The organism is Afipia sp. MLSD5-FHT05B12 (assembly GCF_058793355.1).
This window is the reverse complement of sequence record NZ_JBXAFS010000003.1, coordinates 26,263-50,967: the sequence shown is the minus strand read 5'-3', so window position 1 is coordinate 50,967 and position 24,705 is coordinate 26,263. Positions and strand designations below refer to the sequence as shown.

Genomic DNA, 24,705 nt, shown 5'->3' with positions numbered 1-24,705 from the left:
GTGTATGTTCGTGAAATACACTTAAATTGATTGATTCTTGGGTTGGAAAGGGCCGGTACGGGATGACCGCTCGCGACAGTCGCCGCGACTTCGCACCAGCCGATTCCCTCGCCAGGGATGGCGGTGCGGCCGAGGCCGCGAGCTTCATTTCAGGGGCGGTCGCGGAACTGGCGCAGCTCTCGCGCCGGCACCGTCTCGACATGCTGGCGCATCTGCTCGACATGGCGCAACTCGAGGCGGATGACGTTGTCCGGCGGCAACTGACCGGCGGCGAATTCTAGATGGCCGCGGGAGCAATCACCTTGGTCTCGGTCTGATCGATCAGGCGGCCGTCATGGGCCAGGATCTGCAATTTGCTGAGCGGCAATCCGTCCTGCTTATCGACCAGTGAGCTGCAACTTTCGCCCGGTTTAAAGGCATATTCTTCACCCCACTGGCGCATTGCGACCAGAATGGGAAACAGCGCGCGCGCCTTCGCGGTTGGCACATAGTCCTGATACGCGCTGCCGTCAGAAGCGGGCTTCACCTCAAGAATGCCCTGCGCCACCAGTGAGCGCAGCCGCACGGTCAGGATGTTCTTCGCCACACCGAGATTCTTCTGAAACTGACTGAAGCGCCGAGCCCCCATCAGCGCATCGCGGATGATCAGCAGTGACCACCAGTCGCCGATGGCATCCAGCGTCCGCGCGATCGGGCATGCATCGCCCTGAAGACTCTTCCGTTTCATGGCCTGGCCTCCGGTCACGATATTGTGGTTGCGTTATAGAACTGGAAGCCTTATCCAGCAAGGGCAGTTTCATTATGAAACCAGAAACCAAGTCGCACAAAACAGGAGCGTTCCATGAGGCTGAAGGGAAAAACGGCATTTATCACGGGTGGCAACAGCGGCATCGGTCTGGCGACCGCGAAGCTATTCGTGGCCGAAGGGGCCCGTGTCGCGATCACCGGACGGGATCAGGCCAAACTCGATGCCGCGGTGAAGGAACTCGGGCCGAACGGTTTCGGCATCAAAGCCGACGCCACCGATGTCGCGCAGCTCGAAGGCGCGGTCGCGCAGGCGGTCAAGAAATTCGGCAAGCTCGACATCGTGTTTGCCAATGCGGGCATCGCGGGCAACACGCCGGTCGGCGGCACCACGCTCGCGGCGTTCGAGAACGTCATCAAAACCAATCTCACCGCCGTGTTCTTCACGGTGCAGGCGGCAGTGGCGCACCTCAACGACAATGGCTCGATCATCCTCAACGGCTCGGTCATCTCGGTGCTCGGCAATCCGGGCTATTCGGCTTACGCGGCGACCAAGGCCGGCGTGCGCGCGATGGCGCGCGTGATGGCATCCGAACTTTCGCCGCGCGGCATCCGCGTCAACGTGGTGTCGCCAGGCGGCACGCGCACGCCGATCTGGGGGCCGGGTATCGCGACACCTGAAGCCGAGAAGATGCTCGAAAAGCGCATCTCCGCCAGCACGCCGCTCGGACGAATGGGCGAAGCCGATCACATCGCCAAGACCGCGCTGTTCCTGGCATCCGACGACGCGGCGCATGTGCAGGGCCAGGAGATCTTCATCGATGGCGGCTCGACCGCGTCTCCCGCCGGCGCGCCGATCTATCGCGGATAAGACTAGAGCAGCGACACCATCCCGCCGCCGTGACGTTCCAGCCGTCCTGCCAACTCAAGCTCCAGCAGGACGGTGCGCACGACGGCGGCAGATACATCGCTCATGCGGATGAGATCGTCGATGCCGATGGGCGAGGGGCCGAGCAGATTGACGGCGCGCTCGCGCTCATCCGCCTGAGGATCATCGTCCATCGGATGATGATCGCCGGATTCGCTCATCGGCAATTCGACCGGACGCCCCATGATCGGCTGAACCGCATTGATGACGTCGGCGGCTTCTGTCACCAGCGTCGCGCCCTGTTTGATCAGATCGTTGGTCCCCGCCGCGCGCGGGTCGAGCGGCGAGCCGGGCACGGCGAACACCTCGCGCCCCTGTTCATTGGCGAAGCGCGCGGTGATCAGCGACCCCGAGCGATGCGCGGCCTCGACGATAATGACTCCAAGCGAGACGCCGGAGATCAGCCGGTTGCGGCGGGGGAAATCCCGCGCGCGCGGGCCGTGGCCGAGCGGCATCTCGGAAATCGCGCCGCTGCCTGACGCGATGATCGCCGCCAGCAGGTCCTCATGCTCCGCCGGATAAATCTTGTCGTGTCCGCCCGCGAGCACGGCGACGGTGCCGGTATCGAGCGTGACGCGATGCGCGGCCTGATCGATGCCGCGCGCCAGACCGGACGCAATGGCAAAGCCGGCATTGCCGAGATCGCGCGCGATGGTTTGCGCGAATTTCAATCCCGCGCCGGATGCGTTGCGTGAGCCGACGATGCCGATCATCGGCTGGGTCTGCACGTTGAGGACGCCGCGCACGCCGAGCAGCGGCGGAGAGTCGTCGATCAAGGCGAGGCGTGGCGGATAGCCGTATTCGCCCGGCGCGAGCAGCGCCACGCCGATCCGTTTGCTGTTGTCGATCTCGCGCTCGGCTTCGGCTTGCGTGCAGATGCGGCCAACCCTGGAGGCACCGCCGCGCTGCGCGAGATCGGGCAGGCGGTCGAGTGCGGCGCGTGCGCTGCCGTAGTGATTGATGAGGGATCGGAAGGTGCGCGGCCCGACATTGTCGGAACGGATCAGCCGCAGCCAGTCGATGCGCTGCGCGTCGGTCAGTCTGGTCGTGGTTGAGGTCTTGATGTCCACGCGGCCCCCGTGGACGGGGAGTGTTGCCTAAGTTGGGGAACGAGACAACCGACGTTCGTCATGCCCGCGCTTGTCGCGGGTATCCACGTCTTCTTGTTGTCTATCGGAAGTAAGACGTGGATGGCCGGGACAAGCCCGGCCATGACGTCGATTTATTGGGGGTACAATAATATATGGATAAGGGCCATCAGCCTGCGGCGCTCAAAGGAGATGAGACGCTATGCCTCGTCAGAAAGATAAGCCGGTGATATTCGACGACGACAACCCGGAATGGACTGAGGAAGATTTCGCGCGCGCGACCCATTTTCCGAAGAGCCTTGCTTTGAAGGATTTGGTCTGCAAAATCGCCAAGAGCAGAGGCCGCCCCAAACTCGACAAGCTGAAAGAGGCGATCAAGCTGCGGCTCGATGCCGATGTTCTGGAAGCTTACCGCAAGACCGGCGACGGCTGGCAGACGCACATCAATGCTGACTTGCGGAAGGCGAGGAAGTTGAAGGTGGGGTAAGGTAATATCTCTCGCCGATCAAGATTTCTTCCCGATCTTGCCCTCGGTCCCGTTCATCAGCCGCGTGATGTTGGCGCGGTGCATGATCCAGAGTGCGGCGGTCATCAGCGCGAAGACGGCGGCCAGCGCCGTGTGCTGTGCCCAGAACAGCATCACCGGCACCAGCACGCTTGCGACCAGCGCCGCCAGCGACGAGTAGCGGAAGATCAGCGCGACCGCGATCCAGATCGCGCAGAATGCCAGCGCGGCGGGCCAGAACAGTCCAAGCAGCACGCCGATATAGGTCGCGACGCCCTTGCCGCCCTTGAACTTCAGCCACACCGGGAAGAGATGCCCGACGAAGGCGCCGACGCCCGCGGCAATCGCTGCGTTAGGTCCGCCGAAATGTCCGGCGACGATGACGGCGATGGTGCCTTTCAGCATATCGCCGAGCAGCGTCGCAGCGGCGAGGCCCTTGTTGCCGGTGCGCAGCACATTGGTTGCGCCGATATTGCCTGAGCCGATCGAGCGCAGGTCCTGCGTGCCGGCGAGTTTCGTCAGGATCAATCCGAACGGAATCGAGCCGCACAGATAGCCGAACAGGAAGGCCAGCACGAAACTGAGTACAAAGGCCGTCAGGAAACCGCTCATGATGTCACCTGTGATCTCGAACTATCGGTTGTTGTGATCACCTCGCCCCCATGGGGAGAGGGAGTCAATCGCACATGTCGCCGACGACCACGGCGGCTCACACATGCTCGTAAACAGTACGCCCGTCGACAATGGTGCGTGCGACGCGGCCGGTGAAACGCGCCTCGTCGAACGGTGTGTTCTTGCACTGCGATTTCAGGTCCGCCGGATCGAGCACCCACGGCGTATCGAGATCGATCACGATCACGTCGGCGGGAGAGCCGGGACGCAGTGAGCCGCCGGGCAGGCCAAGCAGCTCGGCGGGGCGGGTGGACATGGCGCGGATGAGTGTCTTGAGTTCGACGTCGCCGGAGTGAACGAGGCGCAATCCCGCGGACAGCATGGTCTCGAGACCGATGGCGCCGGCGGCGGCTTCGGCGAACGGCAAACGCTTGACCTCGACGTCCTGCGGATTGTGGTCCGACATGATGACGTCGATCAGTCCCGATGCGACGGCGGCGACCAGCGCTTTGCGATCCTGCTCAGTGCGCAGCGGCGGCGACAGCTTCAGGAAGGTGCGGTAAGGGCCGATGTCGTTTTCGTTCAGGGTCAGGTGATTGATCGAGGCCGATGCGCTGACGTTCAGGCCCGCGTCCTTCGCGCGCTTGAGAACGTCGAGCGAGTCGGTGCAGGTCAGCGAGGCCGCGTGATAGCGCCCGCCGGTCAACGCCACGAGGCGCATGTCGCGCTCCAGCACCACGGCCTCGGACGCGTTCGGTATTCCGAACAGGCCGAGCCGTGAGGCGAACTCGCCTTCGTTCATGACGCCCTCGCCGACAAGGTCGGGGTCTTCGGTGTGCTGCACGATCAGCGCGTCGAAGTCGCGGGCGTAGGTCAGCGCGCGGCGCATCACCAGCGCGTTCATCACGCTCCTGTCGCCGTCGGTGAAGGCGACCGCGCCGGCGGCCTTCAGCAGGCCGATCTCGGTCATCTCACCGCCTTGCATGCCCTTGGTCAGTGCGGCCATGGGATGAATGTTGACGATGGCGGTATCGCGGGCGCGGCGCAGGATGAAATCCACGGTCGCGGAGTTGTCGATCACCGGATTGGTGTCGGGTTGGCAGACGATGGTGGTGATGCCGCCCGCAGCGGCGGCGAGGCTCGCGGAGGCAAAAGTCTCGCGATGGCCGGCGCCGGGCTCGCCGACGAAGGCGCGCATGTCGACCAGACCCGGGGCGACCACCTTGCCGGCGCAATTAATAATGTCTGTGCCTTCGGGAACGCCAGCTGCGCCGATGCCGCGACGGGCATCGCGGATGGTTCCGTCGGCAATCAGCACGTCACCGGGGCCGTCGAGACCGCGCGAGGGGTCGATCAGGCGAGCGTTGGCGAGCAGGATGGGGCGTCGATCTGTGCGCATGTGCTTCACGCGTTGGGCAGGTTGCGGGCGAGTGCTTCAAGCACCGCCATGCGCACCGCCACACCCATTTCGACCTGTTCGCGGATCAGCGATTGCGCGCCGTCCGCCACGATGGAGTCGATCTCGACTCCGCGATTCATCGGCCCCGGATGCATCACCAGCGCGTCCGGCTTGGCGTAGGCAAGCTTCTTCTGGTCGAGGCCGTAGTAATGGAAGTATTCTTGGCTCGAGGGAATGAACGAGCCGTTCATGCGTTCGCGTTGCAGCCGCAGCATCATGACAATGTCCGCGCCTTCGAGGCCTTCGCGCATGTCGCGCGCGACCTCGACGCCCATGCGCTCGATCCCGGGCGGCAGCAGCGTGGAGGGCGCGACCACGCGGACGCGCGCGCCCATGGCGTTGAGCAGGATGATGTTGGACCGCGCGACCCGCGAATGCAGCACGTCGCCGCAGATCGCGACCAGCAGGCCCTCCAGCCGCCCCTTGTTGCGGCGGATGGTGAGCGCGTCGAGCAGCGCTTGCGTGGGATGTTCATGCGCGCCGTCGCCGGCATTGATGACCGAGCCGTCGACTTTCTGAGCCAGCAGTTCCACTGCGCCTGACGCATGATGGCGCACCACCAGAATGTCCGGATGCATGGCGTTGAGCGTCACCGCCGTGTCCATCAGCGTCTCGCCCTTGCGGATCGAGGATGACGAGACCGACATGTTCATCACGTCAGCGCCGAGCCGCTTGCCCGCAATTTCGAACGAGGACTGCGTGCGGGTGGAGGCTTCGAAGAACAGATTGACCTGGGTGCGTCCGCGCAGATTGGTGCGCTTCTTGTCGACCTGCCGGTTCAGTTCGACGAACTCTTCGGATAGGTCCAGAAGGCCGCTGATATCGGCGGCGGAAAGGCCCTCGATGCCCAGCAAATGCCGGTGTCCGAGGACGAAAGTCGATTTCGATGCAGTTGTCATTAAAGCAAGAGCTATAGGCAGAGTTGCCCGGCGGAGCAAGGCGGATTCGGTCCCCGGGGAGTTTTCCCCCGCTGATGTCCGGGCAGGGTAAACGGGTCGAGACCTCGAATGTTCAAACCAAAACGGATGCTTATTCTGGCCGTCATGCCCGGCTTTATGCCGGGCATCCACGTCCTTACGATGTCAGGGAAGGCGTGGATGGCCGGGACAAGCCCGGCCATGACGAAACGTGGGTATTGGGCGGGATGAAAGCTGCATTCGTTATGGTACTTGGGTTCCTTGTAGCTCTTGCCGCGGGCGAGCATGTCGGTGCGCAGCCTTCAACATTGCCCGCCGATTTCGTTTATCTGCGCGACGTCGATCCGACCATCGTTCAGGACATGCGCTACGCCACGGCGAACAATTTCGTCGGGCGCGTGCTGAGCGGTTACGAGGCGGGCGAGTGCATTGTCACCCGCGGCGTCGGCGCCGCGCTGAAGCGCGCGCAGCAGGATCTGAAGCCGCGCGGATTGTCGCTCAAGATGTACGACTGCTATCGCCCGCAGCGCGCGGCGGATGACATGTATGCGTGGGCGCAGGATGGCCAGGAGATACCGGCGCAGCGGCGTTACAATCCGAAGATGCGCAAGGCCGATCTGTTTCGCCTTGGCTATATCGCGAAACACTCCGGCCATTCGACCGGCAAGGCCGTCGATCTCACTCTGGTGCAACTGCCCGAGCCAAAGGCCGCGCCGTTCGATCCGAAGACCGGCTATGCCGATTGTACCGGATCGCAAAATCTTCGCGCGCCGGACAGCAGCGTCGACATGGGCACCGGCTACGACTGTTCGGACGAGAAGGCGCATACCGGCTCAAAGGCGATCACCGCGCAGCAGCGCAAGTGGCGCGAGACGCTGGTTAGCGCGATGGCGAAGCAGGGTTTCGTGAATCTCCACCTGGAGTGGTGGCACTTTTCGCTGCCGGGTTCCGGTAATACGGTGTTCGATTTTCCCATCGCGAAACGATAGTGCTGCCATGCGCAGGCTTGAATTCCAGTCCATTGATTATAACTCCCGGCAAGGACGCACGACCCGGTGCGCCGAATGCAGAAAGGCCTCGTCATGAGCAGGGGCGCTATCGCAATCACGACGGTTCTTCTGGCCATTCTTGCGGCCACGATATGGTGGGCATGGCAAGGCTGGGTTGCGCATTCCGATGTGCAGATGTCGATCCACGGCTATATCGCCATGGGTCTCGGAATTTTCTTCTCGCTTCTGATCGGTTTCGGCCTGATGGCGCTGACGTTCTATTCAAGCCGCAGGGGCTATGACGATCTCCCGCAGGCGAGGGAGCCTTCCAGCAAAGCGCCGGCCCCTCGGAATATTCCGTAATCGGGTGATGTGAAACGCACCGCATTCCGGTGTAACCTGTTGTTCTCAATCGCGGGAACAACACATGACGCAATCGATCCTGTCCACCACGACCGAAGTCTTCAACCAGTCGCCGCCGTTCGAGGACGTCGATCTGTATTCGCTCGATCGCTCGCTCGCGGAAGCGGTCGCGGCGAATGGCGGTGAGGGTGCGGGGGCGGAGCTTGCCGATTTCGGCAAGCACTGGGGCTCGGCGGCAATGGCGCAGCGCGGCCGCGTCGCCAACGAAAACACGCCGAAGCTGAAGACCTTTGATGCGCGCGGCTTCCGCCGCGACGAAGTCGAATTTCATCCGGCCTATCATGAGCTGATGGCGCACAGCGCCCACGCCGGCATTCACAACTCCACATGGAACGCGAAGGGCGAGACCGCGGGCGGCGCGTCCGAGGTGGTGCGCGGCGCGAAGTTCTTCATCGCCGCACAGGTCGAGACCGGGCATCTGTGCCCGATCACCATGACGCGCGCCGCGGTCGGCGCGCTGTCGGTCGATCCGGCGCTGCGCGCCAAGGTGATGCCGGTACTCGGCACCCGAAGCTACGATCCTTCATTCGCGCCGTGGTGGACCAAGCGCGGCATGACCATGGGCATGGGCATGACCGAGAAGCAGGGCGGCACCGACGTGCGCGCCAACATCACCCGCGCCGTGCGTGACGGCGACGCCTATCGCATCACCGGGCACAAATGGTTCATGTCGGCGCCGATGTGCGACGCATTCCTCGTGCTGGCGCAGGCGGAAGGCGGGCTGACCTGCTTCTTCATGCCGCGCTTCACGCCGGATGGCTCTGTCAATGGCGTCCACTTCCAGCGCCTGAAGGACAAACTCGGTAACCGCTCCAATGCCTCGTCCGAGGTGGTGTTCGAGAATGCCTATGCGTTGCGCCTCGGTGAAGAGGGGCGTGGCGTGCCCACGATTATTCAAATGGTGTCGCTGACCCGGCAGGATTGCTCGCTGGCGTCCGCGGGCCTGATGCGCTCGGGCCTGGCGCATGCGCTTCATCACACCCGCCATCGCAGCGTGTTCCAGAAACATCTCGCCGATCAGCCGCTGATGCGCAGCGTGCTGGCCGACATGGCGCTGCATGTCGAAGCCTCCACCGCGCTGGTGATGCGGCTGTGCCGGTCGTTCGACCGCGCGCCCTCGGACAAGGCCGAGGCGGCGTATATGCGGTTGCTGACGCCGGTGGTGAAATACTGGACCTGCAAGAGTGCGCCGGGATTTCTCTACGAGGCGATGGAGTGCCTCGGCGGCAACGGCTACGTCGAGGAGGGTATTCTGGCGCGGCATTACCGTGAGTCGCCAGTCAACGCGATCTGGGAAGGCTCGGGCAACGTAATGTGCCTCGATGTGCTGCGCGCGCTGTCGCGTGAGGCGGATGCCGCGGCGGACGTGCTGCGCGGTCTTGTCGAGCAAACCAAGGGTCTGCCGGGTGTGGTCGAAGCGGTCGGCTTCATCGCGAAGTCGTTTCGCCGGCCGGATGCCGAACGAGTCGCGCGGCTCGCGGTGGAAAAACTCGCGCTGGTCGCTGCCGCTGCCGCGCTCAACGAGGTTTCGCCGAGACATGCCGAACTGTTCGCGGCGACGCGGCTCGATGCCGATCACGGCAATCTCTATGGTGCGGTCGATCTTGCCAACGACGACATTCGCGGGCTGCTCGATCGCGCATTGCCGGCGTGAATTATTCCGTCATGACGGAATGGATCGCTTTTTAACGACTACACTTCAGAATCGATAGCACCTCAGAATCCATTCTGGGCGACCAACAGGCTGGAGACCGGACCATGACCGCTGCTGAAAGCTCCGCCGCCGCCGCTCCAGTGTCGCCGCCGGGTAAGAGCCGCGAGCCGCGGGTCTGGAAATTCATCGGCACCAGCCTCTGGGGCGTCGCGCTGTTTGGCGCGATGTTCGCCGGGCAAGTCGCGGTGGTCGCCTATTTCCTTATCACGAGCGGCGAGCCCATGGACACCAGCGCCATGACGGCCCTGCTGACGAACGGGCGGATCATTTCGCTTTCGGTGATCATGGGATTGCCGGCCATCCTAGCCATGCTGTGGCTCGCGACGTGGCTGTCGCGGACGCCGTTCGCCGATTATCTGGCGTTGCGCTGGCCGTCCTGGCGCATGCTCGCGGCGGGTGTGGCGAGCATGGTGCTGCTGATGGCGGCGTGGGAAGTAATCAGCCGCGTGGCGGGACGCGAGTCGTCGCCGGGCTTCATGACGGACGTGCTGAAAACCGCGCGGGCCGACGGCGCGCTGTGGCTTCTGGTCTTCGCGTTCTGCGTGGCGGCGCCGATGGTCGAAGAGTTCTTCGCGCGCGGGTTTCTCTATCGCGGCTGGTCGGAATCGTTTCTGCGCCCGGCCGGTGCGATCCTGCTGTCATCGGCGGTGTGGACGATGATGCACCTGCAATACAACTGGTTCTTTCTCGCGCAGGTGTTTTCCATCGGACTGCTGCTCGGATACCTGCGCTACCGCACCAATTCGACGTGGCTGACCGTGATCCTGCACGGCCTCAACAACCTCGCGGCGACGATCCAGACCATCTGGCTTGCGAACAATTCCTGAAACTTATGTCACCAGCGCGATGGCGGCGGGCATGGTGATGACGGCGAACGCCGTCTGCAATGTCAGGATCTCGGCGACCAGTGGCGCGTCGCCTCCCATCTGTCGCGCCAAAACGTAAGCACTCGATGCGGTCGGCACCGAGGCGCAGCAGGCGACGATCGCAAGGTTCGCGCCCGACAGTCCGAAGGCCAGACCGAGCGATATCGCCATGGCGGGCATGACGATCAGTTTCAGGACACACGACAGGATCGCGGGGGCGTCGGGACGCAGCACGCCCCTGAGCTGGAGTCCCGCGCCGACGACGAGCAGCCCCAGCGCGAGCGACGAGCGGCCAAGCGCGTCGATGAATTCATCGATCCATTTCGGAAACGCCAGGCCGGTCAGGTTGGCGGCCAGTCCGAGCGCGCAGGCCCAGATGAATGGATTCTGCGCGATGGTAAGAAGAATCCGCGGCCATGACAGCCGCGTCGGCGCGGCGTAGTGCGCCAGAACCCAGACCGACAGGACGTTCAGAATGGGAATCATCGCCACCATCGCGACGGAGGCAAGGGTGAGCCCGATGTCGCCATACAGATTTCCGGCGACCGCGAGCGCGACATAGGTTTGCCAGCGGCAGGAGCATTGGAAGATCGAGGTGAACGAAGGTCCGCTGACGCTGAGCCGCTTCATCAGGATGGGCCGCAATGCGAGGCAAAGCGTTGCCATCAGCAGCACGGCAATCAGCAGCGCACCGCCGACCCCGAACAACGGTACTTCCGAAAGTTTCGCGCGGCTGAGGGTTCGGAAGAGCAGCGCGGGGAACAGCACGTAATAGACGAGCTGCTCGGTGCCGACCCAATGGGACTCTTCTTTCAGAAGAAGGCGGCGCAGGACGAAACCCATCACGATCAAAAGGAAGATCGGCACGATGGCCGTAACAATCACTAGCATCGATCAAAGGTCTCCGGACGTCTTGCGCAATGTGGCGAGCCGGTCCAGCGCACCCTGAAGAATGAAGATCGCCGCGTGTTCGTCGATCACCTTGGCGCGTTTGGCGCGGCTCATGTCCATATCGATCAGTTCGCGCTCGACCGCGACAGTGGACAGCCGTTCGTCCCACAGGCCGATGGCGAGCTCCGTGAGCTTCGCGAAATTCCGGGCGAAGGCGCGGGTCGATTGCGCGCGCGGGCCTTCGCTGCCGTCCATGTTGATCGGCAGGCCCAGGATGAAGCCCACGACATTGCGCTCGGCGGACAGCTTGAGCAGCCGCGCGGCGTCGATGGTAAAGGTCTTGCGCTGAATGGTCTCGATGCCGGTCGCCAGTTTGCGATCCGGGTCCGACACGGCAACGCCGATGGTCTTGGTGCCGAGGTCGAGCCCGATCAGGGCTCCTCGTGCAGGCCAGAGCGCAGCGGCCTCGATCAACGGGTGGATGGATGCAGGCATTGCTTCGCTTATCACGCGAGGTACGAGCGTTGCAAAGCGGTAAAGGCACAGGCGATGGACGGGTTGACGTTATTCGGGTTGTTCGCCGTGACGGCGATGCTGGTCTGTTATGCACTGGAGGACCGCAGCCACTGGTTCATCCTTGGATTCGCGGTCGCCTGTGCGCTGGGCTCGGCCTATGGATTTCTGCAAGGCGCGTGGCCGTTCGGCCTGGTCGAGGCGATCTGGGCGGTGGTCGCCTTGCGGCGATGGCATCTCAGGCAGGCGTCCCGTGATGCACCGGCTTAAGCATTCTGCTTGACGCGTCGCCTGGTAGCTGTGCCGACCGAGGCCATGAGCGTGCGCAGCGCCAGCACCGGCGGCGAGACTTCGCCCTTTCGCCAGATCAGCGGCGTGACGATCTCGCTTTGGGCGCGGGGAATCGGGTTACGTCGCACGCGCGTCAGCGGCATGGCATCCAGCACGGCCTCCGGCATCAGGGCAATCCCTGCGCCCGCGGCGACGCAGGCGACGATCGCATGATACGAACTCAGCTCCAGCACCCGCGAGGTGGTCAGGCTGTCGCGCCTGAGCCAACGCTGGAGAACGCGGCGATAGGCGCAGCCGTCCGGGAAGGCAATCAGGCTCTGTCCGTCGGCATCGCGCGCATTCCTGACCGGCTCGTGGTCGAGACTGGAGATCACCATCAATCGCTCGCGAAACACCGGCAGATGGGCGAGCGTGCGCGACGACGGAGGTTCGGCGATAAAGGCGGCATCGAGCCGCCGTTCGGTCACCGCGTTGACCAGAGTGTCATTCGTGCCGGTGGTGAGTTCGAGGCGCACGTCGGGGTAACGGCGGTGAAACTCGGCGAGTACCGCGGGCAGGCGGCTGGCGGTTGTGCTCTCCAGCGACCCCAGTTTCAGCAGGCCTTGCGGCGCATTGCCGGAGACGACGTGGCGCGCCTCTTCGGAAAGATCGATCAGCCGCGCGGCATAACCCAGCAACAATTCACCGCTCGGCGACAGGTGCAGGCGCTGCCGGTTGCGGTGAAACAGCGGGATGCCCACCGCGGCCTCAAGGTGCTTGATGCGCGTGGTGATGTTGGAAGGGACGCGGTGCAGCTTCTGCGCCGCCTTGACGATCCCGCCTTCCTCCACAACGGTCTTGAAGATCTGCAAATCGGCGAAGTTCATTGTTCGGTTCTCCGGAGCGTTTGGCGATATTTCCGAATCGAGAACAACTTATTCTCAATTATTCATTATTCAGGAATTTGAAATCAGCGTACTCCTCTGGGTAATGGATTCAAGCGGCGGCACGTGGGACCATCGGCCCCCGCCGTTTGTTCGCAGATCACTTCAATCAGGTTCGTCATGTCGTCCACTGCTGCGCCCGCTGCTTTCTCCGCACCACCCACGGCCGTCACCGCCGTATGGACCGGGCTGATCGGTCTGGCGGTGGCGATGGGGATCGGTCGCTTCGCCTTCACGCCATTGCTGCCGCTGATGCAGCAGGACGCGGGCCTGACCCTGGTGCAGGGAGGCTGGCTCGCGACCGCGAACTACGTTGGCTATCTGGCCGGAGCGGTGATCTGCATTTCCGCGCCGCCCGCGCCGGCGCGCGCGATCCAGTGGGGCCTGACGTCGATTGCGGTATTTACGCTCGGCATGGCGGCGACCAGCGATTTCTGGTTGTGGCTCGCGTTGCGTTTTCTTGCCGGTGCGGCAAGCGCTTTCGTGCTGGTCGGTGTATCTGCCTGGGCGATGCCCATTTTGGCGCATCTCGGCAAGGCGACATGGTCGGGGCGAGTATTCTCCGGCGTCGGCGTGGGAATCTGCTTTGCCGGTTTGATAAGCCTCGTCGCGGGCGTGATGGCGTGGGGATCGCGCCCGACGTGGATCGTTCTTGGCGCGGCGGCTGCCGCGTTCGCATTCACGCTGTGGCGCCGGCTCGCCAATGACGCCGCGCAGGCTCCCGCTGCTGTGGGAGCGAAGCATGCGCCGTTGTCTGGTCAGGCATGGCTCGCCGCGCTTTGTTATGGCGCTTTCGGTTTCGGCTACATCATTCCCGCGACCTTCCTGCCGGCGCTGGCGCGTGAGGTGATCACGAATCCTGCGGTGTTCAGCTGGGTCTGGCCGGTGTTCGGGGCCGCGGCTGCGATATCGACCGCGCTCGCCGCGCGACTGTTGCCAACGCTTTCGCCGCGGCGGCTTTGGGCTTACGGGCAATGGGTCTTGGCCATCGGCATGATCGCGCCGGTGCTGGCGGTCAATCTCTATGTCCTGTTGTTTTCGGCGCTATGCGTCGGCGGCACGTTCATGATCATCACCATGGCGGGCGTCCAGGAAGCGCGGCGTCTGGGCGGGGCGCAGGCGCCCCGGCTGATTGCCGTCTACACCGCCGCCTTCGCGCTGGGGCAGATCATTGGACCTTTGACCGTGAACCTGTTCCACGGCGGTTTGACATGGCCCAGCTTGATTGCAGCGTTTGCGCTGGCGGCAAGCAGTTTTACACTCGGCCTGAGCGCACGCGCCTCGGGCGATCACGGTTGAAATCCGCAGGAGAGATCGATGCATCAACATCCCGACCGCATGCCGCCCCTCAAGCTGGAGCAAATGGACGCGGTCCAGAAAACGGCGGCGGAGGCTCTGATCGCGGGGCCGCGAAAGGCGGTCAAAGGCCCGTTCATTGCCTTGCTGCGCAGTCCGCTGCTGATGGACCGGTTGCAGCGGGTCGGTGAGTACATCCGTTTCGACAGCAGCTTGCCGCCGCGGATTTCGGAATTCACGATGTGTGTGGTGTCGCGCGCCTGCACCCAGCAGTTCGAGTGGTTCACGCACGTGCCCCTGGCCATGAAGGAAGGCACCAGCGCGGAGACCATCGAGGCGTTGCGCTGCGGGCGCAGGCCCGGCGACATGCATGCCGACGAAGCTCTGGTTTATGACTTCACGCAGGAACTCCTGGCTCACCACGGCGTCTGCGACGCGACCTATGCAGCCGCGGTGAAGCGATTCGGCGAGCGGGGAGTGATCGATCTCACCGGCCTGATCGGCTATTTCATCACCGTTTCGCTGGTGCTGAACGTCGCGCACACGCCGCCTGAGGTGAAGGACGGCGTGGCTGCGTTGCCGGCGCTGCCGCTGTAGGTCTGCGGGACCGGGCAAGGTGCTTGTTTTATTGACGTATTTCTGCCCCTAAACCGGATTCCACTTTGCCGGAAAATGCTCTATACGGCAGCCTGAATTGGGCCGCCGTCCGGAGTCTCCAGAATATGTCAGTCGATGCCGCCACCGTCCGCCGGATCGCGCATCTTGCGCGCATCGCCGTGAAGGATGAGGAAGTTTCCCACCTCCAGGGGGAACTCAACGCGATGCTGGCCTTCGTCGAGCAACTGTCCGAGGTGAACATCGACGGCGTCGAGCCGATGACCTCCGTTACGCCGATGGAGATGAAGAAGCGCGCCGATGTCGTCAGCGACGGCGAGATCCCGGACAAGGTCCTCGCCAATGCGCCCGCCACTGAAGATCACTTCTTCCTGGTGCCCAAAGTCGTCGAATAACCCGAGGCAAACGCCATGTGCCTGTTGTGCAGCGACGAGAAGGCTTATGCGGCCTACATGATCTATCTCGACGAGATGGAACGGCAGGGAAAGAATGTCGATCCCGACAAGGCCATCGACGCGGTGATCGACATGCTCGAAGCCGAAGCGGCGCAAGCCAAAAAGAACAAGTCTCCTTTCCACTGCGATCCGATTGAAGAATGAATGACTGACCTGACTTCACTGACGCTCGCCGATGCCCGCGAGGGGCTGACGCAGAAATCCTTCACGGCTCTGGAACTGACCGACGCGTATCTGGCCGCGATGGAAAAGGCGCGTGTGCTCAACGCCTATGTGCTGGAGACGCCGGAGCAGGCGCGCGGGCAGGCGCGCGCGGCTGACGCGACCATCGCCAAGGGCGAGGCGGGCCCGCTCGCGGGCATTCCGCTCGGGATCAAGGATCTGTTCGCCACCAACGGCGTGCGCGCCACGGCATGCTCGAAGATTCTCGGCAATTTCATTCCCCAGTACGAATCCACCGTGACCTCGCAGCTCTGGCGCGACGGCGCGGTGATGCTGGGCAAGCTCAACTGCGACGAGTTCGCGATGGGTTCGTCCAACGAGACCTCGGCGTTCGGGCCGGTGATCAATCCGTGGCGCCGCGAAGGTTCGGACACCAACCTCGTTCCCGGCGGCTCCTCGGGCGGCTCGGCATCGGCGGTGGCTGCCAATCTGTGTCTCGGCGCAACCGGCACCGACACCGGCGGTTCGATCCGTCAGCCGGCGGCGTTCACCGGCATTGTCGGCATCAAGCCGACCTACGGGCGCTGTTCGCGCTGGGGCATCGTGGCGTTCGCCTCGTCGCTCGATCAGGCCGGGCCGTTCGCGCGCACGGTGCGCGACACCGCGATCCTGATGCGCTCGATGGCCGGTCACGATCCGAAAGACACCACGTCGGTCGATCGGCCGGTGCCGGACTATGAAGCCGCGGTCGGCAAGTCGGTAAAGGGGATGAAGATCGGTATTCCGAAGGAATATCGCCTCGACGGCATGTCCGGCGAGATCGACAAGCTGTGGGCGCAGGGGGCTGACTGGCTGAAGGCCGCAGGCGCGGAGCTTGTCGAGGTCTCGCTGCCGCACACCAGGTACGCGCTGCCGGCTTACTATGTTGTCGCGCCCGCTGAAGCATCATCCAACCTCGCGCGGTACGATGGTGTGCGCTACGGCGCGCGCGTCAACGGCAAGAACATCGCCGAGATGTACGAGAATACCCGTGCCGCGGGTTTCGGGCCGGAGGTTCGCCGCCGCGTCATGATCGGAACCTATGTGCTCTCGGCTGGCTACTACGACGCATATTATCTGCGCGCGCAGAAGGTCCGTACCCTGATCAAGAAGGATTTCGAGGACGTGTTCGCGCAGGGCGTTCACGCCATCCTGACGCCAGCGACGCCGTCCGCCGCATTCGGTATCGGCGAGAAGGGCAAGGCCGATCCGATCGAGATGTATCTGAACGACATCTTCACGGTGACCGTGAACATGGCGGGATTGCCCGGTATCGCCGTGCCTGCGGGCAAGGACGGGCAGGGGCTGCCGCTCGGCCTGCAACTGATCGGCCGGCCGTTCGATGAAGAGACGCTGTTCTCGCTTGGCGAGGTGATCGAGCAGTCAGCGGGAAGCTTCACCGCAAAGAAGTGGTGGGCCTGATGCAGGCAGGGCAGGAAGGCCTTGCCGATCTGCGCGCCGTCATCGACCGGATCGACCGCGACATCGTTGCGCTGCTTGCCGAACGGGTGAGATGCCTGGACCAGGTGATTGCCGTAAAGGCGCGTGACAATCTTCCCGCCGCCATTCCAGAGCGGATCGAAGGTGTCGTCGCCAATGTCCGGGCGGAAGCGGAAGCCGCCGGGATGCCGCCCGACCTTGCCGAGGCGCTCTGGCGCAGGCTGATCGACTGGTCGATCGCCTATGAGGACTGGCATCTGGGCGGAGCAGGGAACCCGCTGTCAGTGAAGTCCTGACGCGAAGGACTTGCGGCGGGGCCATGTCCGCCCGCCTTGTATTCACCACTTTGTCCGCCGATTGCCTGACGGGTGGCGGTATGTGTTCATTAACCGCCGGCGGTGATAACGGCTGGCGGGATCGGTGATTATGCGTTGGGTGCGTCCTCTCGCCAATGTTGCGTTCGTGTCCGGCTTGCTGCTGGGCTGCGCGTCGATTCAGAACGCGCCCGTCAATCTGCCGGGCTCTGACAATCTCACCGACAGAGGAAATATCGGCTTCGGCGAGACGGTGGGCTATGAGGACACCGTCGTTGGACTGTCCTTTTCAGGCGGCGGTACCCGCGCCGCCGCGTTTTCCTTCGGCGTGTTGCAGGAAATGGAGCGCATCCCGATCCGTGGCGCGCAGGGACCGATGATCGACCGGGTCGAATTCATCTCCGGGGTATCGGGCGGCTCGGTCACGGCGGCCTATTACGGCTTGCGGAAACGGGCTGCTCTTGCGGATTTTCGCGAGAGGTTTCTCCTGCGCAACGCTGAGGAGGGGCTACAGACTGATATTACGCTCGCAACGCTCTCGCGCGCCATTGCCGGTGGTATCAACGACTCCACGGGGTTTCCGCGCTGGCTCGACGCCAATCTGTTTCAGGGCGCATCGTTTCGCGATCTGGGCCTGACGAGCCGGCCACAGGTCTGGATCAACGCTTCCGACATTTATAACAGGACGCCATTCGTGTTCGGTTCGGTGGCATTCGGCGCGATGTGCAGCAACCTGTCCGAATATCCGCTGGCGAACGCGGTTGCGGCTTCGGCGGCGGTCCCCGTGGCGTTCGCGCCGGTGGTGATCCAGACGTTCCCCGGAAAGTGCAACGATCGGCTGCCGCCATGGATCGCGCGCGCGCGGGACAATACCAACGCGCCTCCGATGCTGAACTCGTTCGCCAGGGCGATCAGCCGCTATCACGATGGCTCGATGCCTTACATCAAGCTGCTCGACGGCGGTCTCGTCGATAACTATGGCTTGGCCGGTTTCACCATCGCGCGGCTGTCGTCGGATACGCCGTATGGACCGCTCAGCCCGCGACAGGCGGTGAAGCTGCGGCGCGCGCTGATTCTGGTGGTCGATGCCAAGACGGGTTTGTCCGGCAACTGGATCAATACCGTCGAGGGGCCAACCGGGGCGGATCTCGTCAAGGCTGCGGCAGACACCGCCATCGATGCCAGCGTCGCCGGCAGCTTCACCGCATTCAACGCGACCATGACGGACTGGCAGGGCTCGCTGGTCAGATGGCGTTGCGGATTGTCCGCCGCCGACAGGGTGCGATACGGCGCGGGCCCGGGCTGGAATTGCCGCGATCTCAAATTCTATGTCGGCCGTATCGGCTTCGATCAACTCGATCAGGCGCGTGCGGCAGAGCTTGAACGGGTCCCCACGCGCTTCCACCTGCCGCCCGAGCAGGTCGACAGCGTCATTGAAGCCGGCCGCGACGCACTGCGGGCGAGCCCGGTTTTCCGCAGTTTCGCGGCGAACCTGTGATCTGATTCGGGGTTTTCTCACCCGCGCCATCAAGGTAAAAGGCGCCCCATGAACGCACCCGTCAAATCGTCAAAACTCATCAAGGGCGCCACCGGTGACTGGGAAATGGTCATCGGTCTGGAAGTCCATGCCCAGGTGACCTCGAACTCGAAGCTGTTCTCCGGCGCTTCGACCGAATTCGGCGGCGCGCCGAACGATCACGTCTCGCTGGTGGATGCGGCGATGCCCGGCATGCTGCCTGTCATCAATGAGGAGTGCGTGGCGCAGGCGGTGCGCACCGGGCTGGGCCTCAAGGCGCAGATCAATCTGAAATCGACCTTCGACCGGAAGAACTATTTCTACCCGGACCTGCCGCAGGGCTATCAAATCAGCCAGTTCAAGTCGCCGATCGTCGGCGAAGGTGCCGTGGTCGTCGATCTTCCCGGCGGGGAGAGCGTGACCGTCGGCATCGAGCGGCTGCATCTGGAGCAGGACGCCGGCAAATCGCTGCACGACCAGCATCCGACCATGTCTTTTGTCGATCTCAACCGTTCAGGCGTTGCCCTGATGGAGATCGTCTCGAAGCCTGACATCCGCTCGGCGGAGGAAGCGCAAGGCTATGTCGCCAAGCTGCGCTCGATCCTGCGCTATCTCGGCACCTGCGACGGCGACATGGAGAAGGGCAACCTGCGCGCGGACGTCAACGTCTCGGTGCGACGGCCCGGCGAGGCGCTCGGCACCCGCTGCGAGATCAAGAACATGAACTCGATCCGCTTCATCGGGCAGGCGATCCACTACGAGGCGCGCCGCCAGATCGGAATTCTGGAAGACGGCGGCACCATCGATCAGGAAACCCGGCTGTACGATCCGAACAAGGGCGAGACCCGCTCGATGCGCTCCAAGGAAGAGGCGCACGACTATCGCTACTTCCCGGACCCCGATCTGCTGCCGCTGGAGTTCACCGCGGACTACGTGGAGGCGCTGAAATCGAAGCTGCCGGAACTGCCGGATGAGAAACGTGAGCGTTTCATCGCCGAGGTCGGCCTGACGCCATACGACGCGGGTGTTCTGGTCGCCGAGCGCGAGAGCGCGGACTTCTATGAGGCGGTGCTTTTGAGGCTTGCCGACAAGGCGCGCGACGGCAAACTGGCCGCGAACTGGGTCATCAACGAATTGTTCGGCCGTCTCAACAAGGAAGGGCAGGATATTGCCTCGTCGCCGGTGTCGGCGGAGCAGATGGCCGCGATCATCGATCTGATCGGAGAAGGAACCATCTCCGGAAAGATCGCGAAGGACCTGTTCGAGATCGTCTGGACCAAGGGCGGCGATCCGAAAGCGCTGGTCGACAGCCTCGGCATGAAGCAGGTGACGGATCTCGGAGCCATCGAGAAGGTGGTGGACGACATCATCGCCGCCAATCCCGACAAGGCCGAACAGGCGCGCGCCAAACCTCAGCTCATGGGCTGGTTCGTCGGCCAGGTGATGAAGTCATCGGGCGGCAAGGTGAACCCGCAGGCAGTGAACGACCTGCTGAAGGCCAAGCTCGGCATCTGAACATCGTTAACGGGAGGATGCGACGCGCGCGCGGCGTCGCTTCCGCGCGTCCTGCGGTCATCTCGTTTCTGTTTTTCGATGCGATGATGAGCGCGCGGCGTCACCGCGCGGACAACGAAAGCGCGTCACGAGGCGGAATCGATTTGCGAATCAGATTCGCAAAAAGTCCGGAAAAGTTCTCCGGCGCGAGCGATGATCGCGCCAAAACCAAATTTTCCAGAAAATATTTTTGTTGCCAAAAAACGCGACTCAGAGTCCGCGAAACGTGTTTTTTGACAGATGCGGAGTTATGCGCGGTTTTACAGGCGTTACGATGCGTGCTGTGTTGTGATGTAAGAAGTGGCTGCGGCACAGCCGTTTCTTTGACACGCGATGTTGTATCTCCCGAGTGTTTCTTGCGCGCGATGGATCGTTGCGCGGATGCGTTGCGATGCTTCCGTTTCGTGTTTGCAGCGCGCGGCGCGCCTTGTGCGTAAACACTTCCTTAAGCGGGACACTGTTTTTTTGAACGCGTTGGTGTAATCCAGATGAAGTGCATTTCGATTCCCGAATGCACACAGCGATTAAGCCATCTCACTAACTTAGGAGGGCAACATGGCCAAGAAAGCGAAGAAGGCGAAGAAGGCGAAGTCGGCAGTGAAGAAGACTGCCAAGAAGACCCGCAAGGTCGCCAAGAAGAAGAAGTAAGGCTACGCCTTATGGAATTGTCGGCACGTGATGCCGGCACCGTCACAAGAGCCGCCAGACCATTCTGTTCGCGAAAGCGGATTTGAACCGGCGGCTCCGGTCGACGAAAGAGGGTGTCGGCGAGACATCAGGCGAGACGGCCCGGCCAACCGGTCAGGCAGAAGAGTTCAAGAGCTCTTCGTTCGTTGCGGGGGATGACCCCGCAGTTTCCCGGCAAGACGACGCTGGCGAAATCTCAGTCCTGGCGTGTTCACCGACGCCCTCGTTTTTTTGACCCCTGCGTACCTGCCGGTTCGGCGTACACGGCGGCGGTCATCCGAAGTTCTCCAAACCAGTGCTGATTGAAATCCCGGTGCGCCGGTGAATGTCCGCATTCGCGAACGGCATCCCCGGCGAGGGGACACGTCTTCACGGACGGAGTCCTGCGTTCGCCGATTCATGATCGGTGAGGCGCCGCTTGCGCGAAGCCAGCTCATGCCGTGGTTATCGCTTCGCCAAGTACGATGGTGAATCGATTTTCACGATCATCGGAAAATCCCTGCAAACAGCGAGTTTCTCGCAATTCGATACGTCGCGCCTTGATACGGCGTTCACGTTCGATTCATCGCGATGCTTAAACTGCCATTCAAATTTTACGGGTCATATGATCCCAACAAGCCGGCAAACGGCGAACGCGTATTCCGCAGAATTGGCAAACCGGTTTTGCGGAATACGCGCCAACAAAAATAACGGTCGCGTCGAACGGAAGACAGGAGCCGCGCTCGCAGCGGCAGGGGATTGGCAGCCGCCACCGCGCGGCGAGGAATCGGGAGAGCCAGGATGTTTCAGGGAACGATTGATACCGGCAGCGCAATGCCGGTCGAAGCCACCGCGAACGGCGACGTGCTGTTCGACCTCGGCATGATCTATTCGACCGGCCGCAATGGCCTGATCGATCTGGTCGCCGCGCACAAATGGTTCAACCTCGCCGCACTCAAGGGGCGGGTCGATGCCATTTCGCTGCGCCGGGAAATCGCCGGCTTGATGTCGGACGTCGAGATCGCAGCCGCCCAGCGCGAAGCGCGGGCATGGATGGCGACGCACTAAGGCAGGCTTGACGCCAGGTTATGACCCGCCGAGCGCACTGCTTCGCAAAAGTAAGCGCGCGTCTGCGTGATACGATCCCTACCATAGGCGCTTGTTAGCGAAGGCGTGCCCCGAGCCGGATTTGAGATACCGCTCAAATGAAATCGCCTTGGCTTTATCCGAGAAAGCTACGTAGGTCGCGATCCGCCAAGGCATGAACTTCGATGTATGCGTAGATTTTCCAGCATTGTGTTCGGCTATGCGCCGTTTCAAATCTGAGGTTACGCCGACATAGCGCTGATTTTCGGCGGTATCGCTCTCGAGCAGATAGACGTACCACACGGAACTTGGCCCTCCTTCGCCGAGGCTTCGGAGGGCATCCTGCTTCGTCCCGCCGGTCCTGCGAAGCGCGTAGCGCGAAGCAGGATGGCGGAGACGGAGGGATTCGAACCCTCGATACCCTTTTCAAGGTATGCTCATTTAGCAAACGAGTGCCTTCAGCCGCTCGGCCACGTCTCCACAGGCTGGATATGCCTTACGCGGTCACGCGCCGCAAGTCGCTGCGGACTTTTCCTGTATTTGGCTGTTAATCAGACTCATCCGGCCAGCTCTTCATATTGACCTTATAATGTCTTCAATTTGCGGCAGCTCGTTGCCTGAAGTTGTCCAGGGTCCTCCAAACCGCCGCAATAGCCCCCAGCACCGGGAACACAGGCGTAAAAGCGGTCTGTTTTGCTGGATTCGGGAGTGTGCAGGGGCGGGCAGCACAGCCTGTTTCTTGTGCCTGCGATTCGACCAGTTCACAGCCTCGGGGAGCGTTGAGGCCGTTTGCGCTGCCACATAGGGCCCCCGGCGGAACATTTTGGGTCAATCGTAAAAAAATAGAATTATCAAATACTTGTGGCGGTTCCACTCGGATTTTTGCGTGCCATTTGTGCAACACCTCCCTAAAAACGGCCGGAACAGCACCGTTTCAAGGCGGTCCTTTGTTGCGTGATTACGACTGTTGGGCAATGGTCATCGAAGCGACGGAGGGGGGCATCCCGAGGTCGTCCCGTTTGGGAGTTTCGCTTAAGTCGCTCGCGTTCATGCGGGAGTGTCCGAAGGCGCGAGGCGACCGGGCGGTTAGCGGGGATCAAGGGAACCTACCACGTGGTGTGACTTACACCACCGGCCTGGAACCTTCCCTAGAGAGCAAAACTTGGAGGTTTTATGAGCACCATTAAGAGCCTTATCCTCGGATCGGCTGCGGTTATCGCAGCGTCCGCTGGAGCACAGGCAGCCGATCTTCCCGTCAAGGCGAAAGCCGTTCAGTACGTGAAGATCTGCTCCCTTTACGGCGCCGGTTTCTACTACATTCCCGGCACCGACACCTGCATCAAGCTGGGCGGCTACGTCCAGGTTGACGCGAACATCAACGCCGGCAACTACGGCAAGCCAGCTTGGGACGAAGGCGGGTTCCGCGCCAACGGTACCGGCAGCCGCGACAGCGACTACTTCACCACCCGCTCGCGCGTTCAGCTGAACCTCGACACCCGTACCGCCACCGAATACGGCGTTGTTCGTACCTACTGGTCGAGCAACTTCGAACATTCGACCGGCTTCGGCCCGTCGTCGGGCAACCTGACGACCGACTACGGCTTCATCCAGTTCGCCGGCTTCACCTTCGGTAAGGCGGTCTCTGGCTTCCAGACTCCGTGGGGTGCTTACGGCGCCAACAACAACACCTCGTTCCTGCTCGGCGGCTACGACAACGCAACTGGCATCACCCAGGTTGCTTACACGTGGCAGTTCGGCAACGGCGTGTCGGCTCAGATCGGCGTTGAAGACAACCGCGTCATCAACCGCGCTCAGCTCCTGAACGCCAGCCTGGCTGCGAACGCAGCAGTTGGTCCGGCTGCTTTGACCGGCGTTTACACCAACTCCTACGGCGGCAACGTTTCGCCTGACATCGTTGGCAACGTGAAGATCGACCAGGCTGCGTTCACCGCTCAGCTGTCGGGCGCTCTGCACAACGTTCACGCCAACTACTATGCTGGCCCGGCGGGCGCAGCTCCGGTTGAGCCGAACGGTCATCCGTCGGATGAATGGGGTGGTGCGGTTTCGGTTGGCATTCAGCTGAAGAACCTCCCGACCGGCCCCGGCGACAAGCTGTCGTTGGACGGTACTTGGGCTACTGGCGCGACGAAGTACCTGATCAGCGGCGTGACCGGCAACAACTTCGACAAGTTCAGCGGTGATACGAACTTCGCTGGCAGCTACCAGAGCATGGCTGTTCTGTCGCTGTTCGACGGTGTGTACTCCACCGGTGGCAGCATCCAGAAGACCAACGGCTGGGGCTTCCGCGGCGCTTACGTCCACAACTGGACCCCGAATTGGGAAACCAGCGTGTTCGGCAGCTACACCGCGATCGACTACAACGGCACCGCTTCTGCTGCGATCTGCGGTGTTCAGGCTCTCAACACCGGTGCGAAGGCCAACGGTTACACCTGTAACCCTGACTTCAAGATCTGGCAGGTTGGTACCCGTACTGCATGGACCCCGGTTCGTAACCTGACGTTCTCGGGCGAAGTCATGTACTCCTACCTTGACCAGTCCAACAGCGGCTCGGCCACTCTGGCTGCTGCCAACGTTGCTGGTACGTTCAAGCCGGCTGGCGTGTACGACTACAAGGATCAGGGCATCTGGTCCGGCAACCTCCGCGTTCGCCGCACCTGGTAATAACAACCGCCTGACGG

At 62.5% G+C, this 24,705-nt stretch carries 27 protein-coding genes and 1 tRNA gene; 18 read left to right on the top strand and 10 right to left on the bottom strand.

Annotated elements, in window-relative coordinates; all coding sequences use genetic code 11:
* The first annotated feature begins 62 nt into the window (after positions 1-62).
* Positions 63-281 carry a hypothetical protein gene (locus AC1Q6J_RS04865; RefSeq protein WP_492278216.1) on the top strand — a complete coding sequence of 73 codons (219 nt, stop codon included), beginning with the start codon at positions 63-65 and terminating at the stop codon, positions 279-281.
* Here AC1Q6J_RS04865 and AC1Q6J_RS04860 read toward each other — a convergent pair.
* A complete protein-coding gene (locus AC1Q6J_RS04860; protein WP_492278215.1) occupies positions 278-727 on the bottom strand; it encodes a winged helix-turn-helix transcriptional regulator in 450 nt (149 codons plus the stop codon). The genes AC1Q6J_RS04865 and AC1Q6J_RS04860 overlap by 4 nt on opposite strands.
* 114 nt (positions 728-841) lie before the next feature.
* Here AC1Q6J_RS04860 and AC1Q6J_RS04855 point away from each other — a divergent pair, with 114 nt between their 5' ends.
* A complete protein-coding gene (locus AC1Q6J_RS04855; protein ID WP_492278214.1) occupies positions 842-1,615 on the top strand; it encodes an SDR family NAD(P)-dependent oxidoreductase in 774 nt (257 codons plus the stop codon).
* Between the two features lie 2 nt (positions 1,616-1,617).
* Here AC1Q6J_RS04855 and dprA read toward each other — a convergent pair whose 3' ends face one another.
* Positions 1,618-2,742 (bottom strand): DNA-processing protein DprA, encoded by a 1,125-nt coding sequence (dprA, locus tag AC1Q6J_RS04850; protein ID WP_492278213.1) that lies wholly within the window; start codon positions 2,740-2,742, stop codon positions 1,618-1,620.
* 220 nt (positions 2,743-2,962) lie between these two features.
* On the opposite strand from dprA, the gene AC1Q6J_RS04845 reads away from it, so the two are divergent.
* Positions 2,963-3,247: a BrnA antitoxin family protein gene (locus AC1Q6J_RS04845; protein WP_492278212.1), complete on the top strand. Its 285-nt coding sequence runs from the start codon at positions 2,963-2,965 to the stop codon at positions 3,245-3,247.
* An 18-nt stretch (positions 3,248-3,265) separates the two neighbouring features.
* On the opposite strand, the gene plsY is transcribed toward AC1Q6J_RS04845, so the two are convergent.
* The 3 genes from plsY to AC1Q6J_RS04830 form a co-directional block, all read right to left on the bottom strand.
* Entirely contained in the window at positions 3,266-3,877 is a 612-nt protein-coding gene (plsY, locus tag AC1Q6J_RS04840) for a glycerol-3-phosphate 1-O-acyltransferase PlsY (protein WP_492278211.1), read from the bottom strand.
* Positions 3,878-3,974: 97 nt separating this feature from the next.
* The gene (locus AC1Q6J_RS04835; protein ID WP_492278210.1) at positions 3,975-5,276 is read right to left on the bottom strand and encodes a dihydroorotase; all 1,302 of its coding nucleotides are present in this window, start codon (positions 5,274-5,276) and stop codon (positions 3,975-3,977) included.
* A gap of 5 nt (positions 5,277-5,281) precedes the next feature.
* Entirely contained in the window at positions 5,282-6,235 is a 954-nt protein-coding gene (locus AC1Q6J_RS04830) for an aspartate carbamoyltransferase catalytic subunit (RefSeq protein ID WP_006020914.1), read from the bottom strand.
* Positions 6,236-6,498: 263 nt separating this feature from the next.
* Here AC1Q6J_RS04830 and AC1Q6J_RS04825 point away from each other — a divergent pair, with 263 nt between their 5' ends.
* The 4 genes from AC1Q6J_RS04825 to AC1Q6J_RS04810 all read left to right on the top strand — a co-directional run bounded on the left by AC1Q6J_RS04825 (position 6,499) and on the right by AC1Q6J_RS04810 (position 10,206).
* Positions 6,499-7,242 carry a M15 family metallopeptidase gene (locus AC1Q6J_RS04825; RefSeq protein ID WP_492278603.1) on the top strand — a complete coding sequence of 248 codons (744 nt, stop codon included), beginning with the start codon at positions 6,499-6,501 and terminating at the stop codon, positions 7,240-7,242.
* Between the two features lie 93 nt (positions 7,243-7,335).
* Positions 7,336-7,605 (top strand): hypothetical protein, encoded by a 270-nt coding sequence (locus tag AC1Q6J_RS04820; RefSeq protein WP_492278209.1) that lies wholly within the window; start codon positions 7,336-7,338, stop codon positions 7,603-7,605.
* A gap of 64 nt (positions 7,606-7,669) precedes the next feature.
* Positions 7,670-9,319, top strand: a complete 1,650-nt coding sequence (locus AC1Q6J_RS04815; RefSeq protein ID WP_492278208.1) for an acyl-CoA dehydrogenase family protein — start codon at positions 7,670-7,672, stop codon at positions 9,317-9,319.
* 104 nt (positions 9,320-9,423) lie between these two features.
* Positions 9,424-10,206 carry a CPBP family intramembrane glutamic endopeptidase gene (locus tag AC1Q6J_RS04810; protein ID WP_492278207.1) on the top strand — a complete coding sequence of 261 codons (783 nt, stop codon included), beginning with the start codon at positions 9,424-9,426 and terminating at the stop codon, positions 10,204-10,206.
* Positions 10,207-10,209: 3 nt separating this feature from the next.
* On the opposite strand, the gene AC1Q6J_RS04805 is transcribed toward AC1Q6J_RS04810, so the two are convergent.
* Complete coding sequence (locus AC1Q6J_RS04805) at positions 10,210-11,136, bottom strand: AEC family transporter (RefSeq protein ID WP_492278206.1); 927 nt, start codon at positions 11,134-11,136, stop codon at positions 10,210-10,212.
* Between the two features lie 3 nt (positions 11,137-11,139).
* Positions 11,140-11,631 (bottom strand): Holliday junction resolvase RuvX, encoded by a 492-nt coding sequence (gene ruvX, locus AC1Q6J_RS04800; protein WP_492278205.1) that lies wholly within the window; start codon positions 11,629-11,631, stop codon positions 11,140-11,142.
* Positions 11,632-11,685: 54 nt separating this feature from the next.
* On the opposite strand from ruvX, the gene AC1Q6J_RS04795 reads away from it, so the two are divergent.
* Positions 11,686-11,919 carry a hypothetical protein gene (locus AC1Q6J_RS04795; RefSeq protein ID WP_492278204.1) on the top strand — a complete coding sequence of 78 codons (234 nt, stop codon included), beginning with the start codon at positions 11,686-11,688 and terminating at the stop codon, positions 11,917-11,919.
* Here AC1Q6J_RS04795 and AC1Q6J_RS04790 read toward each other — a convergent pair.
* The gene (locus AC1Q6J_RS04790) at positions 11,916-12,806 is read right to left on the bottom strand and encodes a LysR family transcriptional regulator (protein WP_492278203.1); all 891 of its coding nucleotides are present in this window, start codon (positions 12,804-12,806) and stop codon (positions 11,916-11,918) included. The genes AC1Q6J_RS04795 and AC1Q6J_RS04790 overlap by 4 nt on opposite strands.
* A gap of 177 nt (positions 12,807-12,983) precedes the next feature.
* Between AC1Q6J_RS04790 and AC1Q6J_RS04785 the strand changes: the two genes are divergently transcribed.
* From AC1Q6J_RS04785 to AC1Q6J_RS04745, 9 genes are all read left to right on the top strand, one after another.
* Complete coding sequence (locus AC1Q6J_RS04785; protein WP_492278202.1) at positions 12,984-14,162, top strand: YbfB/YjiJ family MFS transporter; 1,179 nt, start codon at positions 12,984-12,986, stop codon at positions 14,160-14,162.
* A gap of 18 nt (positions 14,163-14,180) precedes the next feature.
* Positions 14,181-14,756, top strand: a complete 576-nt coding sequence (locus tag AC1Q6J_RS04780; RefSeq protein WP_492278201.1) for a carboxymuconolactone decarboxylase family protein — start codon at positions 14,181-14,183, stop codon at positions 14,754-14,756.
* A gap of 125 nt (positions 14,757-14,881) precedes the next feature.
* A complete protein-coding gene (gene gatC, locus AC1Q6J_RS04775; RefSeq protein ID WP_492278200.1) occupies positions 14,882-15,169 on the top strand; it encodes an Asp-tRNA(Asn)/Glu-tRNA(Gln) amidotransferase subunit GatC in 288 nt (95 codons plus the stop codon).
* Between the two features lie 15 nt (positions 15,170-15,184).
* Complete coding sequence (locus AC1Q6J_RS04770) at positions 15,185-15,373, top strand: hypothetical protein (protein ID WP_492278199.1); 189 nt, start codon at positions 15,185-15,187, stop codon at positions 15,371-15,373.
* A complete protein-coding gene (gatA, locus tag AC1Q6J_RS04765) occupies positions 15,374-16,852 on the top strand; it encodes an Asp-tRNA(Asn)/Glu-tRNA(Gln) amidotransferase subunit GatA (protein ID WP_492278198.1) in 1,479 nt (492 codons plus the stop codon). It abuts the gene before it with no gap.
* Positions 16,852-17,166: a chorismate mutase gene (locus AC1Q6J_RS04760; RefSeq protein WP_492278197.1), complete on the top strand. Its 315-nt coding sequence runs from the start codon at positions 16,852-16,854 to the stop codon at positions 17,164-17,166. The genes gatA and AC1Q6J_RS04760 overlap by 1 nt, the downstream gene beginning before the upstream one ends.
* A gap of 130 nt (positions 17,167-17,296) precedes the next feature.
* A complete protein-coding gene (locus AC1Q6J_RS04755; RefSeq protein WP_492278196.1) occupies positions 17,297-18,682 on the top strand; it encodes a patatin-like phospholipase family protein in 1,386 nt (461 codons plus the stop codon).
* Positions 18,683-18,730: 48 nt separating this feature from the next.
* The gene (gene gatB / locus AC1Q6J_RS04750) at positions 18,731-20,215 is read left to right on the top strand and encodes an Asp-tRNA(Asn)/Glu-tRNA(Gln) amidotransferase subunit GatB (protein WP_492278195.1); all 1,485 of its coding nucleotides are present in this window, start codon (positions 18,731-18,733) and stop codon (positions 20,213-20,215) included.
* 1,506 nt (positions 20,216-21,721) lie between these two features.
* On the top strand, positions 21,722-21,988 hold the full coding sequence (locus AC1Q6J_RS04745) for an SEL1-like repeat protein (RefSeq protein ID WP_492278194.1): 267 nt from the start codon (positions 21,722-21,724) through the stop codon (positions 21,986-21,988).
* Positions 21,989-22,066: 78 nt separating this feature from the next.
* On the opposite strand, the gene AC1Q6J_RS04740 is transcribed toward AC1Q6J_RS04745, so the two are convergent.
* Complete coding sequence (locus AC1Q6J_RS04740; RefSeq protein ID WP_492278193.1) at positions 22,067-22,309, bottom strand: GIY-YIG nuclease family protein; 243 nt, start codon at positions 22,307-22,309, stop codon at positions 22,067-22,069.
* An 85-nt stretch (positions 22,310-22,394) separates the two neighbouring features.
* Positions 22,395-22,486: transfer RNA gene (locus tag AC1Q6J_RS04735), tRNA-Ser, on the bottom strand.
* A gap of 693 nt (positions 22,487-23,179) precedes the next feature.
* Between AC1Q6J_RS04735 and AC1Q6J_RS04730 the strand changes: the two genes are divergently transcribed.
* Positions 23,180-24,688 carry a porin gene (locus AC1Q6J_RS04730; RefSeq protein ID WP_492278192.1) on the top strand — a complete coding sequence of 503 codons (1,509 nt, stop codon included), beginning with the start codon at positions 23,180-23,182 and terminating at the stop codon, positions 24,686-24,688.
* Positions 24,689-24,705: the final 17 nt, after the last annotated feature.

Coding starts and splice junctions, on each gene's coding strand:
- AC1Q6J_RS04745 (WP_492278194.1), top strand. CDS start 21,722: ATGTTTCAGGGAACGATTGATACCGGCAGCGCAATGCCGGTCGAAGCC.
- AC1Q6J_RS04865 (WP_492278216.1), top strand. CDS start 63: ATGACCGCTCGCGACAGTCGCCGCGACTTCGCACCAGCCGATTCCCTC.
- AC1Q6J_RS04780 (WP_492278201.1), top strand. CDS start 14,181: ATGCATCAACATCCCGACCGCATGCCGCCCCTCAAGCTGGAGCAAATG.
- AC1Q6J_RS04730 (WP_492278192.1), top strand. CDS start 23,180: ATGAGCACCATTAAGAGCCTTATCCTCGGATCGGCTGCGGTTATCGCA.
- AC1Q6J_RS04860 (WP_492278215.1), bottom strand. CDS start 727: ATGAAACGGAAGAGTCTTCAGGGCGATGCATGCCCGATCGCGCGGACG.
- AC1Q6J_RS04760 (WP_492278197.1), top strand. CDS start 16,852: ATGCAGGCAGGGCAGGAAGGCCTTGCCGATCTGCGCGCCGTCATCGAC.
- gatC (WP_492278200.1), top strand. CDS start 14,882: ATGTCAGTCGATGCCGCCACCGTCCGCCGGATCGCGCATCTTGCGCGC.
- AC1Q6J_RS04790 (WP_492278203.1), bottom strand. CDS start 12,806: ATGAACTTCGCCGATTTGCAGATCTTCAAGACCGTTGTGGAGGAAGGC.
- AC1Q6J_RS04795 (WP_492278204.1), top strand. CDS start 11,686: ATGGACGGGTTGACGTTATTCGGGTTGTTCGCCGTGACGGCGATGCTG.
- AC1Q6J_RS04785 (WP_492278202.1), top strand. CDS start 12,984: ATGTCGTCCACTGCTGCGCCCGCTGCTTTCTCCGCACCACCCACGGCC.
- AC1Q6J_RS04815 (WP_492278208.1), top strand. CDS start 7,670: ATGACGCAATCGATCCTGTCCACCACGACCGAAGTCTTCAACCAGTCG.
- AC1Q6J_RS04835 (WP_492278210.1), bottom strand. CDS start 5,276: ATGCGCACAGATCGACGCCCCATCCTGCTCGCCAACGCTCGCCTGATC.
- ruvX (WP_492278205.1), bottom strand. CDS start 11,631: ATGCCTGCATCCATCCACCCGTTGATCGAGGCCGCTGCGCTCTGGCCT.
- AC1Q6J_RS04845 (WP_492278212.1), top strand. CDS start 2,963: ATGCCTCGTCAGAAAGATAAGCCGGTGATATTCGACGACGACAACCCG.
- AC1Q6J_RS04770 (WP_492278199.1), top strand. CDS start 15,185: ATGTGCCTGTTGTGCAGCGACGAGAAGGCTTATGCGGCCTACATGATC.
- gatB (WP_492278195.1), top strand. CDS start 18,731: ATGAACGCACCCGTCAAATCGTCAAAACTCATCAAGGGCGCCACCGGT.
- AC1Q6J_RS04825 (WP_492278603.1), top strand. CDS start 6,499: ATGGTACTTGGGTTCCTTGTAGCTCTTGCCGCGGGCGAGCATGTCGGT.
- AC1Q6J_RS04810 (WP_492278207.1), top strand. CDS start 9,424: ATGACCGCTGCTGAAAGCTCCGCCGCCGCCGCTCCAGTGTCGCCGCCG.
- AC1Q6J_RS04855 (WP_492278214.1), top strand. CDS start 842: ATGAGGCTGAAGGGAAAAACGGCATTTATCACGGGTGGCAACAGCGGC.
- AC1Q6J_RS04820 (WP_492278209.1), top strand. CDS start 7,336: ATGAGCAGGGGCGCTATCGCAATCACGACGGTTCTTCTGGCCATTCTT.
- gatA (WP_492278198.1), top strand. CDS start 15,374: ATGACTGACCTGACTTCACTGACGCTCGCCGATGCCCGCGAGGGGCTG.
- AC1Q6J_RS04755 (WP_492278196.1), top strand. CDS start 17,297: ATGCGTTGGGTGCGTCCTCTCGCCAATGTTGCGTTCGTGTCCGGCTTG.
- AC1Q6J_RS04805 (WP_492278206.1), bottom strand. CDS start 11,136: ATGCTAGTGATTGTTACGGCCATCGTGCCGATCTTCCTTTTGATCGTG.
- AC1Q6J_RS04830 (WP_006020914.1), bottom strand. CDS start 6,235: ATGACAACTGCATCGAAATCGACTTTCGTCCTCGGACACCGGCATTTG.
- plsY (WP_492278211.1), bottom strand. CDS start 3,877: ATGAGCGGTTTCCTGACGGCCTTTGTACTCAGTTTCGTGCTGGCCTTC.